The sequence below is a fragment of the Veillonella rodentium genome (genome assembly GCF_900187285.1).
In the GTDB taxonomy this organism is placed as follows: domain Bacteria; phylum Bacillota; class Negativicutes; order Veillonellales; family Veillonellaceae; genus Veillonella; species Veillonella rodentium.
Window position 1 is genome coordinate 974,939 of the sequence record NZ_LT906470.1, and the last position, 16,229, is coordinate 991,167.

Genomic DNA, 16,229 nt, shown 5'->3' on the forward strand with positions numbered 1-16,229 from the left:
TATGAATATCATTACCACATCACAAAAATCAAATGGTTTCATTCAGGAGGAAGCTAAGCGTTTGGCTTCCTCTATTCCTATGATTTATGTAAAACGGAATAAATCGTCGATGATACAGCTTTTTGAAGCGTATCACCCAGATTATATCGCTGTTTTGTCCGGAGACGGACTGACTATATATTTTTCGCCTTCTCAACATCATACATTTCATCTGTCCATGGCTCAATTACGTATTTTACGCATACAGAGGGGGGAAGGAGATCATCTGATTAATGCTGTGCAATCTATTTTGACAGCGTTAAACCCCGTATCTATGCTTTCAACGTTCAGTTTATTAGACTGTACAGCGGGGCTTGGCAGTGACAGCATTGTCTTAAGTTACGGATTTCCCTATGCTCATATTTCGTGTTTAGAAGCATCATTACCCATATGGTTATCAACATCCTATGGACTGAGCCACTATGAGCATAGGCAGGTGGAGGTGACGGCGGCGCTACGTCGAATTTCGATGCATCATGCATCTTTTGAGGAGTACCTGCCTACGTTAAAGGATAATGCTGTAGATATTCTTTATTTTGATCCCATGTTTGAAGTGCCTGTTGAGGATAGTCCACAATTTAAGCCGTTGCGGGGACATACGGTAGAAAGCGCGATTACAAAGTCTATCATAGATGAAGCTATGCGTATCGCTAAATACGGTTTTATTATTAAGGAGCGACCTTTCAGTTCTATCTTTCAATTATATCCACCGGATCAATGGATTGGCGGAAAATACAGTCGTATCGGTTATGGCGTATATATAAAGGAGACAGTGTGAATCCATTAATTACCATCGTAGGGCCTACAGCGGTAGGAAAAACAGATCTCACTTTAGATTTAGCGGTTGCATTGCATGGAGAAGTCATTTCTGGAGATGCCTATCAAGTATATAAACAGTTAAATATCGGTACGGCAAAACCGTCTGCTCAGGAGTTACATCGCGTAAGACATCATTTAATCGATATTCTCGAGCCCGATGACTCTTATTCGGTATCAATGTTCCAGAGTCAGGCACGACATATTATCGATGAGTTATCTTCTCGTAAGATTTTACCGATTCTGTCAGGTGGAACAGGCTTATATGTGCAGTCATTATTAGAAAATTATAATTTTAATGATGTAAAGCCTGATGAATCATTACGAGCTTCATTAGATGAACTTTATGAGCGAGAGGGTATTGAAGGTCTGCGTAGGTACGCTCGACAATTGGGCGAAGCCCATCACATTGAGATTATGTATACGGATAAGCATCGTTTATATCGGTCCATAGAAATATTACATCATGGTGATGAGGAGTCTTTACGCAACCAGACTAAAGACGGATTGTCTTATAAGGGTCCTGTTATAGGACTTATGCGCAATCGTGATGAATTATATGAACGCATTAACTTACGCGTCGATATGATGTTTGACGTAGGCCTTGTCGATGAAGTGCAGCGGTTGGTGGAAAGCGGTGTAAATCCCATCTGTCAAGCTTTCAAAGGCATCGGCTATAAAGAGGTCGTCGAATATTTAAATGGGTCTATTACACTCGATATTTGTCGGGAGTTAATCAAAAAAAATACACGCCATTTTGCAAAACGACAAATTACATGGTATAAGCGGATGCCATATATCCAATGGATTCATATAAATGATACGACGTCTAAGGATTATATTTTTAATACAGCTATGGAATTAATTCATAGAGAAGGATTAGTATGACATTAGAAGAAATACGCACCAAAGCCCTTGAAATGGCTGAACCGGAGTTTAAAAAATTTGAACCTATCGCATTGGCGAATACAAAAAAAATATTGGAAGCCTTTAAAGAATGCCAAGTATCTGATTATCATTTTAACGGAACTACAGGGTACGGCTATAACGATGTGGGCCGAGAAAAACTGGATGAGGTATTTGCCTATGTATTTAAAGGTGAAAAAGCCATTGTACGGCCTCACTTTGTATCCGGTACACATGCATTGGCCACAACGTTGATGGCGTTGATGGGGAATGGATCGAATGGTACGGAATTCATTTATGCTGTAGGGGCTCCTTATGATACGATGCAGTCGGTTATAGGCTCTATCCGTGTAGTTAGAGGCTCTCTGATTGAAAAAGGCTTTACTTATACTGAGGTTCCTTTGAAGGATAATACTTATGATGTTGTAGCCATCACAAATGCGGTTAATGACAATACGCGTGTTGTCGTCATTCAACGATCTCGCGGTTACAGTACGCGAGAACCTTTATCTGTGGCGGACATTAAGATTATTGTAGATGCTGTAAAAGAAAAGAATCCGAAAACAATTTGCTTTGTCGACAATTGTTATGGAGAATTCACAGAGTTACAAGAGCCGTTAGAGGTTGGCGCCGATATCATGGCTGGGTCGCTCATTAAAAATGCTGGTGGCGGTTTGGCTCCGACAGGAGGTTATATCGTAGGCCGTACGGATTTAGTAGAGGATGCGGCATATCAATTGACGGCACCGGGTCTTGGAGACCATATGGGTTCTTATACGCCGGGATATCGATTGTTCTTCCAGGGATTATTCATGGCCCCTCATGTGGTCTTGCAGGCGCTAAAAGGTGCCGTATATACCGCCGCTGTAGGTGAACTGCTCGGTTACGACGTATTTCCAAAGGTAAATTCGAATCGTTATGATTTGATTCAGGCTATCAACTTGAATAACGGGAAGGAAATGGAACAGTTTTGCCGCGGTATGCAGGCGTATTCTCCTGTAGATGCTCATGTGTATCCCATTCCGGGCGATATGCCGGGCTATGAAGATAAAATTATCATGGCCGGCGGTACATTTGTACAGGGATCTTCCATAGAGTTGAGTGCAGACGGTCCCGTTCGACCTCCATATACAATTTTTATGCAAGGCGGACTAGTATTTGAACATTCCATGCTCGGTATTTTAGGCGCCGCAGAAGAATTGTTGAAACATAGATAATCTAAAGAATCTCTTTCTCTATATGGGGAGGGGTTCTTTTATTTCAAATCTTTTCAATATACCTGTTTCTGAGCTATAATATAAATTACTATGATTTTATAGTGATACTACTCGGACTTTTACACCGAACTAGTGTTTTTACACGTCAGGCTTTCACCCTGATCGTTTTATGATCAACAGATCATTAAAAGGAGAAAGTATGGAAAAAGTTATCGCTGTAGCTATGAGCGGTGGTGTGGACAGTTCTTTGACGGCTGCCATGCTGCTGAAACAAGGCTATAAAGTATTTGGCATCACCCTTTGGTTGTGGGTGAGCGGAACCCCTTATGATTCGGTGCCTCTAGCTGTTACGGACGCCAAGAAAATGTGTGATTTTCTTGGTATCGAGCATCATGTAATCGATGCAAGAGATGTATTTTACGACAATGTGGTTGATTATTTTGTAAAAGAATACTCTTACGGACGCACGCCGAATCCTTGTGTATTTTGCAATAAAAATATCAAGTTTGATTTAATGCTCAATCGTGCTATTGAACTGGGTGCGACACACATGGTGACAGGCCATTATGCACAGGTTAACTATAATGAATCGACTGGTTTATATGAATTACATAAGGGCATAGATCCTACAAAGGACCAGAGTTATGTATTGTATAATATGAACCAGCGCATTTTGAGTCATCTCATGTTTCCTTTAGGGGGGCAATGTAAGACAGAAACCCGCAAGATGGCCGAAGAATTTGATTTACCGGTTGCAAAGAAACCGGATAGTGTTGATATTTGTTTTTTGCCTCACGGAAATTATCAAAAACTTGTGGTAGAGGAAATGAAAGAAAAACTGAAAATCGGCAATATCGTTACCGAAGATGGAGAGGTATTAGGTAAGCATACAGGTTTATTTAACTACACCATCGGGCAGCGTAAGGGACTCGGCATCGCTTATAAGCATCCTCTATACGTTATCGGTTTTAACGGTGAACGAAACGAAGTTATCGTAGGCCCTAATGAGCGACTCTTTACCAATCGTATGCTCTGTAAATTTTATAATTTCCTGGATGATACGATTCATAAGGAATTAAAGGCGGAAGGAAAGATTCGTTACGCTGCTAATCCATCACCTTGTAAAGCACGAATCCTGGATAATGATATGATGGAGGTCGTCTTTGAAGAACCGCAACGGGCTATCACGCCGGGACAGTCTGTAGTCTTTTATAACGGCACCCAATTACTGGGAGGTGCTGTTATCGATCAGGTATGTTAGAAAGGAGTATACAAATCTCGGGATTTGTATAATAGATTATGTCAACGAAACACATTCGTAACTTTTGTATTATCGCCCATATTGATCATGGTAAGTCCACCATCGCCGACAGATTAATTGAATATACGGGCACACTGCAAAAACGTGAAATGGAGGCACAAGTTTTGGACTCCATGGATCTGGAACGGGAACGCGGCATTACAATTAAAGCCCAATCCGTACGTATTTTGTATAAAGCGCACGATGGCGACGAATATATTCTCAATCTGATCGATACGCCGGGTCATGTGGATTTCAGTTATGAAGTATCACGGTCTCTTGCGGCTTGTGAAGGAGCATTGCTGGTTGTGGATGCCGCACAGGGCGTAGAGGCTCAAACGTTGGCAAACGTATATCTTGCATTAGAGCATGATTTGGAAATCATTCCTGTAATCAATAAGATTGATCTGCCGTCGGCCGACCCTGATCGGGTAAAACAGGAAATCGAAGATATAATCGGTCTGGATGCATCTGAAGCCGTACTCTGCTCCGCAAAATCCGGTATTGGTATTCCCGATATTTTAGAGGCTATCGTCAATAAGGTACCGGCTCCACCGGATAAATCGGATGAACCGACACGGGCATTAATCTTTGACAGTCGTTTTGATTCGTATAAGGGTGCTATTGCATATGTACGGGTTAAAGAGGGGGCTATTAAGACCAAAGATACAATTCGCATGATGCATGACAAGAAGGACTTTGATGTAACTGAGCTTGGTATATTTACGCCGAATCTCGTGCCTGTACAAGAATTACCGTGCGGCTCTGTAGGATGTATTGCGGCGAGCATTAAAAATGTTGCGGACTGTCATGTGGGTGATACTGTTACATTGGCGGATAATCCGGCACCGGAACCGTTGCCGGGATATCGCAAGGCCGTATCCATGGTATATTGCGGCTTATATCCGACGGACTCCAAGGATTATGAAAACCTTCGTGATGCATTAGAAAAATTACAGCTCAATGATGCCGCTTTGGAATATGAAGCGGAGACGTCATTGGCGCTCGGCTTCGGATTCCGTTGCGGTTTCCTCGGGTTGTTGCACATGGATGTTATTCAAGAACGTCTGGAGCGTGAATATAATTTATCCCTTATTACTACGGCGCCGTCTGTAAATTACAAGGTATACAAGACAGACGGAGAAATGATTGAAGTAGATAATCCTGCGAAACTGCCGCCTCCAACTGAAATCGATTATATTGAGGAACCATATGTTAAGGCTACAACAATTGTTCCTAAAGATTTCGTCGGTACTATTATGGAATTGTCCCAAGATAAACGCGGCGAGTATCAATCGATGGAGTATCTTGATGAGACACGTGTGTCCGTCGTTTATCATCTGCCGTTGAGTGAAATCATTTATGATTATTTCGATAAATTAAAATCCGCTACGAAGGGCTATGCCTCTCTTGACTATGAATTAATCGGTTACAAGCAGTCGCCGATGGTTAAGATGGATATTCTATTAAATGGTGATCCTGTTGATGCGTTGTCCATTATTGTGCATAAGGACAGAGCGGCTACACGAGGGCGTGCATTAGCGGAAAAACTGAAGGAACTCATTCCGCGTCAAATGTTTGAAATTCCGATTCAGGCTGCAGTAGGTACGAAAATTGTGGCTCGTGAGACGGTGAAAGCATGGCGAAAAGACGTGCTCGCGAAATGTTACGGCGGCGACATTTCACGTAAGCGTAAATTATTGGAAAAACAAAAAGCCGGTAAAAAACGGATGAAATCCGTCGGATCCGTTGAGATTCCACAAGAAGCATTTATGGCTATACTCAAGGTTGAGGATTAATATGATACAAACAGATTCAAAAACTATGGATCTGTCTACAATAGGGGATATGGGGCTGTATGTCCATATCCCTTTTTGTAAACAGAAGTGTATTTATTGTGATTTCCCTGCATATCAAAATTTACAGGATTATTATGAGACATATGTATATGCTCTCGTGCAGGAAATCGACTTGTGGGCTAATGTGCATCCTGAATCGAAATTTCGTCCTATCGATACAATTTATTTTGGTGGAGGGACACCGACGGAATTATCCATAGATCAGTTAAAAATAATTTTAGATAAAATACGTCATACTTTTACCCTTACAGATCCCTGCCATATGACCATAGAGGCGAACCCTGGAGAAGTTGATTTAACATATCTAACTAAGCTTGTCAATCTCGGCTTTAACCGTATCAGCTTCGGTATTCAAACCTTTGATGATAAGGCTCTTATATGGTTGCATCGCAGTCATACGGCGGAGAAGGCCGTACAGGTCGTACAGGATGCGAAGAATGCCGATTTTGAGGATATCAATATTGATCTCATTTATGGATTGCCGAATCAGACGGTGGCCGATGTTCAGCGAAACTTAGAAATCGTTCGAGATTTACCGATTAACCACATTTCAACCTATGGACTTCAAATTGAGGTGGGGACGTATTTGTATCATCTCGTAAAAAGGAACTTGATTTCTATACCCGATGAAAGTATAGATGAATCCATGTATGATGCTATGATGACAGGTCTATGTGAGCTCGGATTTGAACGCTATGAAATTTCTAATTTTGCTAAAAGCGGATCGTACAGTCGCCATAATTTAAAATATTGGCACTATATAGATTACTTAGGTTTTGGTGCCGGTGCACACTCCTTTTATGATGGCGTGCGACGAAGTAACAACCGCAATGTCATGCCGTATATTCAATTGGTCGATCGATATGAAATGCCGATTGTCGAAACGGACGACATATCTATTGAACGAGCGCAGGAGGATTTTTGTTTTCTTGCACTTCGAACAAAATGGGGCCTTGATGAGCAGTTATTTAAGGATCATTTTGGTATTTCTGTGCGAAATTTATTTGGACCGAGCATAGATGAATTAGTTGCTAAAGGATTGATGAACTTTCATCATGGTGCCTATCATTTGACGCCTGAAGGTGCAAAGCACGGGAATTATGTTTTTAGTCAATTTATTCGTGAATAATGCCTTTTCTCACAGATTCTCAAAATCTGATATGTTAGGATTAATAGGATGATGATGAATAAGCATGCTGGATTTGAGGAGGAACGATGAAGACATCGGTTATATTACACGGCTTACATAATGAATTTTCATTGGAGCAAATGAAAGCATGTATAGAACTAGCTGAAAAATATGGCGGTTCATTTCGTCATGTCGTGACAGGGTTGCAGATTACGGGTATTGAAAAAGAGGATAAAGAACGACTTGTTTCTGAATTGCCGGAAGGGGTTACTACGGTCATTCATCGCGGTGTAAATTCGCTTATCGCTTGTGTCGGAAAGGGGCATTGTAAGAATGGCCAAATGGAGACTCAAGAGCTGGCGGACTATGTGGAACGTAAACATTATGGGCGTAAAACATCTCATAAGTGTAAAATCGGTATCAGCGGATGTGGACGTAACTGTCCGGATGCCATGGTAAAGGATATAGCCTTTATCGGTACATCTTATGGTTTTATGCTCGCCGTTGGTGGTACAACGGGGATTAAACCGGAGGCCGGAAAAATACTGGCTCGAAATTTATCTGTGGAACAGGCTAAAAAAGCTGTTGATATTTTGGTCGATTGGTATGCGGAAAATGGTGCACCTCGGGAACGTATGGGAAAACTATTAGCGAGACTGGGAAATCCGCTTGAAGGTTTAGAGCTATAATTAATAAACTAAATAGTATATAAAAACACTTGCCCTATTTTACAGGTCTAACAATTTATTTTTCGATTAGATTTATTTTTATCTATTTGAGAAATGAATAGAGCATTGTCAAAAGTGAGATAGGATAAGTGTTTTCTTATTTACCGACTTTGATTTTTTGACTAATTGATTCTGGAATACAAATTGTCTTTTTGACTAAATAGATATTATTTGACTTTTTAAGGATAATTTTGCTTGACAATTTATGTAAGTGTGATAATATTATACATGCGATTAGCACTCAAACTTCATGAGTGCTAACAAGAGGTGTTATTATGGATGAAAGAAAACAGCGCATCTTGAAAGCCATAATTGAAGATTACGTTAAATCCGCAGAACCGGTAGGGTCAAGAACGATTGCAAAGAATTATAATCTCGGTATCAGCCCTGCGACGGTGCGCAATGAAATGTCCGATTTGGAGGAATTAGGCTATTTGGAGCAACCTCATACATCGGCGGGACGTATTCCTTCATCGAAGGGCTATCGTTTATATGTTGATTCTATGATGAATCGACAACCTGTTCCATTACAGGATGCTGAAAAAATAGAAATGATTTGGAAACACTCCAATGGATCAACGAGTGAATTATTTTTCAATATGGCTAAACTGCTTTCACAAGTGAGTCATAGCATGAGTTTATTTCTTGCACCGGCGCATGACAGCGCCTTAGTGAAATATATTCATGTATTGCCTCTAGGCGGTCATCAGGCTATCATGGTCGTGATTACCGAGACGGGGGCGTTAGATAACGAGTTGATGTACTTTGGTGAAAGCGTGTCACCGGATGTATTACAGAATTTAGCATTACAATTCAGTAATGCCTTACAGAATGTAAGCATCGGTTATATTACGGCCGAAGCGTTGAGTGGAATTTTGATTCATATGGAAGGACCTAAGGAGGTTTTATTGGTTTTCTCGGAAATCTTATTACGAGCGATTAATAAACGTAAGTTATTCTACTCCGTAGGCGCTACGGAGTTGTTAAATCAACCGGAGTTTAAATCTGTTGAAAAGGTACAGCCCTTACTTTCATTAGTGGAAGAACAGAATGAATTAGGACAGTTATTGAAAGATGATTCGCCGACACCGATAAAGGTAAAAATAGGCGTGGAAAACCAGACGGAGGCCCTCCACACGATGAGTGTGGTACAGGCTGATTTCAGAAATCAAGAGCAACCGATAGGAACACTGGCTATCCTCGGCCCGACGCGGATGGAATATGGGCGCATCATCGGCATGCTGTCACATATGAAACACGTAATGGAAACCATGATAAAAGAACAAAAATAGAAAGGGAATGTAATGGCGAAAGAACAAGACATTAAACAAGAGGCGACTGATGAGAAGGTGGAAAATCCTCCTGTTGAAGATTCAGTCGTGGAAGAATCCGACGAGGCGGTAACAGATGCCGCTCAAGTGCTGGAAGAGTTGAAAGCTGACTTTGATAATCGCTATAAACGGTTACAGGCGGATTTTGAGAACTTTAAGCGGCGCACGAATCAGGAAAAGGAACAACTTGCAGGATTCGTTAAAGGCGATGTGCTTACCGATTTACTTCCTGTTTTGGATAATTTTGAACGCGCTGTTCAATCTCCGGCAGAAGGTGATGCAAAGGTATTCCTAGATGGATTCATCATGATTCATCAGAATCTGATGGCTATGTTATCTAAACATGGTTTAGCTGTTATTGAAGCTGTGGGAAAACCGTTTGATCCGAATTTCCATCAGGCGATTATGCGTGTACCGTCAGATGAATATGAATCTGATACGGTCTGTGAAGTATTGCAAACTGGCTATACCGTTGATGGACGTTGTATTCGTCCGGCGATGGTAAAGGTTGTTGAGTAGATTATATAGTATTAGGAGGTCATATATTATGGCAAAGGTAATTGGTATTGATTTAGGGACTACAAACTCTTGTGTTGCTGTTATGGAAGGTGGCGAACCTACGGTTATTACTAACCAGGAAGGTGCACGTACGACTCCTTCCGTCGTTGGTTTTGCTAAAAACGGTGAACGTCTTGTTGGTCAGTTGGCAAAGCGCCAAGCCGTATCTAATCCGGAAAACACGATTATTTCCATCAAACGTCACATGGGTAGTGACTATAAAGTTAAGGTAGAAGGTAAAGAATATACACCGCAAGAAATTTCTGCGATGATTCTTCAAAAAATTAAATCCGATGCGGAAGCATATTTGGGAGAACCTGTAAAACAGGCTGTTATTACAGTCCCAGCATACTTTACAGATGCTCAACGTCAAGCTACAAAAGACGCTGGTGCCATTGCAGGTCTTGAAGTTCTTCGTATCATCAACGAACCTACGGCGGCTGCACTTGCATATGGCGTAGATAAGGATGAAGACGGTAAGGTTCTCGTATTTGACCTTGGTGGCGGTACATTTGACGTATCCATTCTTGAATTAGGTGACGGCGTATTTGAAGTATTGGCTACATCCGGTAATAACCATCTCGGTGGTGATGACTTTGACGAACGCATCATGAAATACCTTATTGAAGAGTTCAAAAAAGAAACCGGTATCGATTTATCCACCGATAAATTAGCCGATCAACGTCTAAAAGAAGCGGCAGAAAAAGCTAAAATCGAATTGTCCGGTGTAGCAAGCACAAATATCAACTTGCCATTTATCACTGCCGATGCAACAGGTCCAAAACATTTGGATGTAACATTGAGCCGTGCAAAATTCGAAGAATTGACTGCTGATTTGGTACAGGCCACTATTGAACCTACACGTAAAGCGATGCAAGATGCCGGCCTCTCTGCATCCGATATCGATAAAGTATTGCTTGTTGGTGGTTCCAGCCGTATCCCTGCTGTGCAGGAAGCTATTAAAAAAGTATTAGGTAAAGAACCGACTAAAAACGTTAACCCTGACGAATGTGTCGCCATCGGTGCAGCTATTCAGGGCGGTGTATTGGTAGGTGAAGTTAAAGATGTATTGTTGCTCGATGTAACTCCATTGTCTCTCGGTATTGAAACGATGGGCGGTGTATTTACACGCATTATCGACCGTAATACAACAATTCCTACATCTAAATCTCAAGTATTCTCCACGGCGGCAGATAATCAACCGTCTGTAGACATCCATGTATTACAAGGTGAACGTGAATTTGCGGCGGATAATAAGACATTGGGCCGTTTTAACTTGGATGGCATTCCAGCAGCTCCTCGCGGGGTTCCTCAAATCGAAGTAACATTCGATATCGATGCTAACGGTATCGTACACGTAAAAGCTAAGGATTTAGGTACTCAAAAGGAACAAAAAATCACAATCACATCTTCCAGCGGTTTACAACAAGAGGAAATCGATCGCATGGTAAAAGAAGCGGAAGCTCATGCAGCGGAAGATAAGGCTAAAAAAGAAGAATTAGATGTTAAAAATAATGCGGATTCTTTAGTTTACCAAGCTGAAAAAGCATTAAAAGACCTTGAAGGTAAGGGCGATGCTGCTTTGATGAAAGAAGTGGAAGAAGCAAAAGATAAATTGAAGAAATCTATCGAAGCCGGCAACATTGATGACATTAAGAAAGACAGCGAAGCTTTGACTGCTCCATTACATAAGTTGGCTGAACAAATGTATGCAGCTGCTCAACAGTCACAACAAGCTGCAGGCGGTACTGAACAACAAGGTAATGCAAAAGCTGATGATAATGTTGTAGATGCGGATTATACGGTAGTGGATGACGAAAAGAAATAAGAAGGGTTGGTAACGAATGGCACGAGATTATTATGACATCCTGGGGGTCAGTAAAAATGCCACTCAGGATGAAATTAAAAAGGCCTTCCGTAAAAAGGCTCGCCAATACCATCCGGACGTAAATAAAGATAATCCAAAGGAAGCGGAAGCGAAGTTTAAAGAAGCAAACGAAGCTTACGAAGTATTGTCTGACGAAACTAAAAAAGCACAGTATGACCAGTTCGGTCACGACGCCTTCAAACAAGGAGGCGGTGCGGGGGCCGGAGGTTTCCAAGGCGGCTTTGGTGGTTTTGGCGGTCAAGCCGGTGGCTTCGGTGATATTTTCGGCGACATCTTTGGAGGTATGTTTGGGGGTGGACGCCAACAACAGGGACCTCAAAAAGGCAATGACTTACGCGAAGATATAGATATCTCCTTTGAAGATGCGGCTTTTGGTAAGTCTATGGACATTGAAGTACATCGTCATGAAGAATGTGATCACTGTCATGGTACCGGTGGTGAACCGGGATCTCGTGTCGATACGTGTCCAAACTGTCAGGGATCCGGCCAAGAAACGGTTATTCAAAATACCCCCTTTGGGCGGATGCAATCTGTCCGTACATGTTCACGTTGTCACGGTAGCGGTAAGATCATTGAGAAACCATGTTCTAAATGTCGTGGATCCGGTGAGATGTTGGCAAAACGAAAAATTTCTATCAAAATACCTGCCGGCGTGGATAGCGGATCCAGATTGCGCGTTGCCAATGAAGGGGAACCTGGTATCTTAGGTGGCCCTAAGGGTGATCTTTATGTGTATATCTTCGTTCGACCTCACAAGGAATTTGAACGAAATGGCAATGACGTTATCAGTCGTGTGAATATCAGCTTTGCTCAAGCTGCATTAGGTGCCTCTATACAAGTGAACACCTTAGATGGTAAAGTAGAGTTAAAGATTCCGGAAGGTACTCAAACGGGAACGGCGTTCCGCGTAAAGGGCAAAGGTATTCCTTATTTGCGCAACCCTAAACAGCGGGGGGATCAACATATCGTGGTAAATGTCCAAACACCTAAGAAATTGACCGATACACAACGTGAGTTATTATTGCGATTTGCTAATGAAAGCGATGAGGACGTCAATAATTTACAAGTAAGTAAAAGTCTCTTTGATAAGATAAAGGACTGTTTAACGAAATGAACAGCTCATGTGAAAGAATGGTTTATTCCTTCACATTCCCTATAAAGGAGCATATATGCAATGGATAGAAATATCCATTGTCTGTGAAAGAGTAGCCACCGATGAGGTGACTACTCTTTTTTACGATTATACAGACAATGGAATCGTAGAAGAGGATATTGAGGATAGTCCAGATTTGGTTAAATACACCCTATATGCTGATGCAACCTCAGATGTGAGGATGATAGAGGCGGATTTAAAGAGTCGACTTATAGAGGCCGATATCGAAGTTTCATCAATTGAGTCACATATGCTTGATGAATCGACATGGCTGAATTCGTGGCAGCAATATATCGGGTCTACTGAAATACTTCCCGGATTGATTATCAAGCCGGCTTGGCAGGATTATGATAATACTGATAATAAAACAATTATAGAAATCGATTCGGACATATCCTTCGGTACAGGATCTCACGAAACGACGAGAACCTGTGCGGAGTTGCTAGATAAATATAGCAAATCTATGAATCTTGATGATGTGACCTGTCTCGATATAGGAACCGGTACAGGCATACTCCTATTGGTAGCAGCTTATTTAGGAATTGTACATCTTGTAGGGATTGATATCGAAGAGTATGCGGCTCAGCAAGCCCGTCTCAACTGTGATACTAATCATGTAAAGGCGGATATTATTTGCGGTAATCTGGATAGTGACTTTGATGGATCGGCACAGATTATTCTTGCTAATCTGACGGTAGATCCGTTAAAAATATTGTTGCCGCAGATAGGATCAAAATTGGATGATAAGGGCGTTTTAATTATCAGCGGAATCATTGATGAGCGCTATGAGGAAATTATGCCGTACATCATGAATAACTGGAATATTACTGAGGAGCGAATGTCAGGTCCCTGGCATACATTTGCATTAAAGAAACGATGAAAAAAATATTTATTTCCACGCCATTAAGTGAATATATTGAATTACCGAAAGATGTGACCCATCATGTACTTCATGTATTTCGTCATCGTCTTGAAAGACCTATAACCGTCACCGGTAGTGATGGACGATGTGGTAGTTACAGAATTATGGAAGAAATAGATGGGAAAGCGAAGGCTGAACTTATCGAGTACGTAGATTCACAGGAGGTTATGTATCGTGTTGTGTTGGTCCAATCTTTTTTAAAAGGTGAAAAGCTGGAGTGGGTATTACAGAAAGCGACCGAACTAAATGTAGATACGGTCTATTTAGTAAGTACATCTAACTGCGTTGCTAAATACGATGATAAAAAACTGACTTCCAAGGCATTACGATGGGAAAAGATTATGCTGGAGGCGGCCCAACAATGCGGACGAAATCAGTTACCGTCTCTTGTTGTAGGAGAGACACTTTCACAAGTATTAACGATTGAAAAAGAAGCATTAAAACTGGTGGCCTATGAAAATGAAACCGGTCTGACCATGAAGAATATACTACAAAATATATCATCCGATTCGTCAATCTCGGAAGTCCTCATCTGTATAGGCCCTGAGGGGGGCTATCAAGAGAAGGAAATCAATGCTATTATAGAATGTGGTGGTCAATCGGTATCATTGGGAAATACTATTTTGCGAGCTGAAACGGCTGCCATAGGCGCGTTAGCGATGATTCAATATGAATTGGAATTATAAGGTTAGAACAGATATAGATTTAGAATTGAGAGGTGCAATGAAAACCGTTGCTTTTACAACCTTGGGGTGTCGCGTTAACCAATATGATACGGATGCCATGAAAGGTTTATTTCTACAGAATGATTATCAGGCGGTCGACTTCGATACAAAGGCGGATATTTATGTAATTAATACCTGTTCCGTTACGAATATGGGGGAAAAAAAATCCAGGCAGTTGATTCGCAAGGCAAAGCGCCAAAATAAGGATGCTTATGTTATCGTGACGGGATGTTATGCACAGCTTGATCCCGATGCCATTGCGGCCATTGATGGGGTTAATCTCGTTATCGGCACGAATAATCGGTCTAAAATCGTAGAGCTTGTTGAACAATTGGAATCTACAGAACGTCAAATTAATGCTGTCCGAGATATTATGAAGGAATCAAATTTTGAAGAAATGCCACTGTATGGTAATGAATCCGACAAATCACGAGCGTTTATGAAAATTCAGGAAGGCTGTAACAATTATTGTGCATTCTGTATCATTCCCTATACGAGAGGCCAGTTAAAATCCCGTAAAATCGATGATATTGTACGGGAAGCGAATCGATTGGTGGAACACGGGTTTCATGAGATTGTTCTGACCGGCATTCATTTGGGAAATTATGGTGTTGAATTACCGGGGCGTCCTACATTAGCGGATGTGGTGAAAGCATTGCTTGAAATTCCAAACTTATATCGTATCCGCTTCGGCTCCATCGAATCCGTTGAAGTATCTGATGAGTTGGTAGAATTAATGGCGACAGACAAACGGGTATGTCCGCATCTACATTTGCCGTTACAGGCCGGATCCGATCATGTATTAAGTCTTATGAAACGACATTATACGTTGCAAGAATATAAGGATTTGATAGCAAATCTACGAGCTCGCATTCAAGATCTGTCGATTACGACGGATATCATCGCCGGGTTTCCTCAGGAATCGGATGAGGATTTTGAAGAAACCTTACAGACCGTTCGAGAAATCGGTTTTACTCATATTCATGCCTTTCCGTATTCCATTCGCGAAGGCACACCGGCGACAACCATGCCGAATCAAGTACCCGAGGCTGTTAAAAAGACTCGCGTAGCGCTTTTAAATAGTCTTAGCCAATCCGGTTATGAAGCATATGCTAAGTCCCGCATCGGCAAGCCCGGCGAAATCCTGATCGAGAAAGAAGAGAATGGTTACTATACGGGTTTAACAAGTGAATATGTAAATGGTAAAATTAAATCTGATGGATTACATAAAATTGGTGATCTCATCGGTGGGATTGTTACAGGATTAGAGGATAATTATTTGATTATTGAATAAGGAGTTTAATTATGAGCGACTGCATTTTCTGTAAAATTATCAATGGTGAAATTCCTTCTAAAAAAGTTTTAGAGAATGATAAGTTCTATGCATTTCATGATATTCAACCTGTCAAAAAAGTACATGTACTGATTGTGCCCAAAAATCACGTTTCTAACATTGCTCATCTTAATGAAAAGAACGAAGATTATATTGAGGGATTACTACCATTTGTTCGTGATGTTGCAAAAGAGCTTGGCATTTCTAAAGATGGTTATCGTTTGATTTTCAATACTGGCGAAAAATCCGGTCAAACCGTATTTCATATGCATGCTCATCTTTTGGGCGGTGAAGAGATGGGATGGCCTGAAGCTTGATTATGCAG

The 16,229-nt window shown here is 41.3% G+C and carries 14 protein-coding genes and 1 pseudogene; all 15 read left to right on the forward strand.

All coding sequences use genetic code 11. The features are described 5' to 3' along the window. The first annotated feature begins 1 nt into the window (after position 1). The 15 genes and pseudogenes from CKV62_RS04400 (at position 2) to CKV62_RS04470 (ending at position 16,221) form a co-directional block, all read left to right on the forward strand. The gene (locus tag CKV62_RS04400) at positions 2-817 is read left to right on the forward strand and encodes a class I SAM-dependent methyltransferase (RefSeq protein ID WP_095065869.1); all 816 of its coding nucleotides are present in this window, start codon (positions 2-4) and stop codon (positions 815-817) included. Further along, entirely contained in the window at positions 814-1,743 is a 930-nt protein-coding gene (gene miaA, locus CKV62_RS04405; protein WP_095065870.1) for a tRNA (adenosine(37)-N6)-dimethylallyltransferase MiaA, read from the forward strand. Before CKV62_RS04400 ends, miaA begins: the two co-directional genes overlap by 4 nt. Continuing rightward, positions 1,740-2,978: a methionine gamma-lyase family protein gene (locus CKV62_RS04410; RefSeq protein WP_095065871.1), complete on the forward strand. Its 1,239-nt coding sequence runs from the start codon at positions 1,740-1,742 to the stop codon at positions 2,976-2,978. The genes miaA and CKV62_RS04410 overlap by 4 nt, the downstream gene beginning before the upstream one ends. Before the next feature lie 199 nt (positions 2,979-3,177). Beyond that, positions 3,178-4,239 (forward strand): tRNA 2-thiouridine(34) synthase MnmA, encoded by a 1,062-nt coding sequence (gene mnmA / locus CKV62_RS04415; protein ID WP_095065872.1) that lies wholly within the window; start codon positions 3,178-3,180, stop codon positions 4,237-4,239. A 38-nt stretch (positions 4,240-4,277) separates the two neighbouring features. Next, positions 4,278-6,077 (forward strand): translation elongation factor 4, encoded by a 1,800-nt coding sequence (gene lepA / locus CKV62_RS04420; RefSeq protein ID WP_095065873.1) that lies wholly within the window; start codon positions 4,278-4,280, stop codon positions 6,075-6,077. A 25-nt stretch (positions 6,078-6,102) separates the two neighbouring features. Further along, a complete protein-coding gene (gene hemW / locus CKV62_RS04425; RefSeq protein WP_231968384.1) occupies positions 6,103-7,266 on the forward strand; it encodes a radical SAM family heme chaperone HemW in 1,164 nt (387 codons plus the stop codon). 86 nt (positions 7,267-7,352) lie between these two features. Beyond that, a complete protein-coding gene (locus tag CKV62_RS04430) occupies positions 7,353-7,955 on the forward strand; it encodes a nitrite/sulfite reductase domain-containing protein (protein WP_095065874.1) in 603 nt (200 codons plus the stop codon). A gap of 314 nt (positions 7,956-8,269) precedes the next feature. Beyond that, positions 8,270-9,299: pseudogene (gene hrcA / locus CKV62_RS04435) on the forward strand (heat-inducible transcriptional repressor HrcA). Then, positions 9,299-9,844, forward strand: a complete 546-nt coding sequence (grpE, locus tag CKV62_RS04440) for a nucleotide exchange factor GrpE (RefSeq protein ID WP_095065876.1) — start codon at positions 9,299-9,301, stop codon at positions 9,842-9,844. The pseudogene hrcA and the gene grpE overlap by 1 nt, the downstream one beginning before the upstream one ends. Before the next feature lie 28 nt (positions 9,845-9,872). Next, complete coding sequence (dnaK, locus tag CKV62_RS04445) at positions 9,873-11,711, forward strand: molecular chaperone DnaK (RefSeq protein WP_095065877.1); 1,839 nt, start codon at positions 9,873-9,875, stop codon at positions 11,709-11,711. A gap of 16 nt (positions 11,712-11,727) precedes the next feature. Next, positions 11,728-12,885 carry a molecular chaperone DnaJ gene (gene dnaJ, locus CKV62_RS04450; protein ID WP_095065878.1) on the forward strand — a complete coding sequence of 386 codons (1,158 nt, stop codon included), beginning with the start codon at positions 11,728-11,730 and terminating at the stop codon, positions 12,883-12,885. A 55-nt stretch (positions 12,886-12,940) separates the two neighbouring features. Beyond that, on the forward strand, positions 12,941-13,804 hold the full coding sequence (locus tag CKV62_RS04455; protein WP_095065879.1) for a 50S ribosomal protein L11 methyltransferase: 864 nt from the start codon (positions 12,941-12,943) through the stop codon (positions 13,802-13,804). Then, positions 13,801-14,532, forward strand: coding sequence for an RsmE family RNA methyltransferase (locus tag CKV62_RS04460; RefSeq protein ID WP_095065880.1), 732 nt, complete (start codon positions 13,801-13,803; stop codon positions 14,530-14,532). Before CKV62_RS04455 ends, CKV62_RS04460 begins: the two co-directional genes overlap by 4 nt. Positions 14,533-14,569: 37 nt before the next feature. After that, a complete protein-coding gene (mtaB, locus tag CKV62_RS04465; protein ID WP_095065881.1) occupies positions 14,570-15,865 on the forward strand; it encodes a tRNA (N(6)-L-threonylcarbamoyladenosine(37)-C(2))-methylthiotransferase MtaB in 1,296 nt (431 codons plus the stop codon). Positions 15,866-15,876: 11 nt separating this feature from the next. Continuing rightward, the gene (locus CKV62_RS04470) at positions 15,877-16,221 is read left to right on the forward strand and encodes a histidine triad nucleotide-binding protein (RefSeq protein WP_095065882.1); all 345 of its coding nucleotides are present in this window, start codon (positions 15,877-15,879) and stop codon (positions 16,219-16,221) included. The last annotated feature ends 8 nt before the right edge of the window (positions 16,222-16,229 follow it).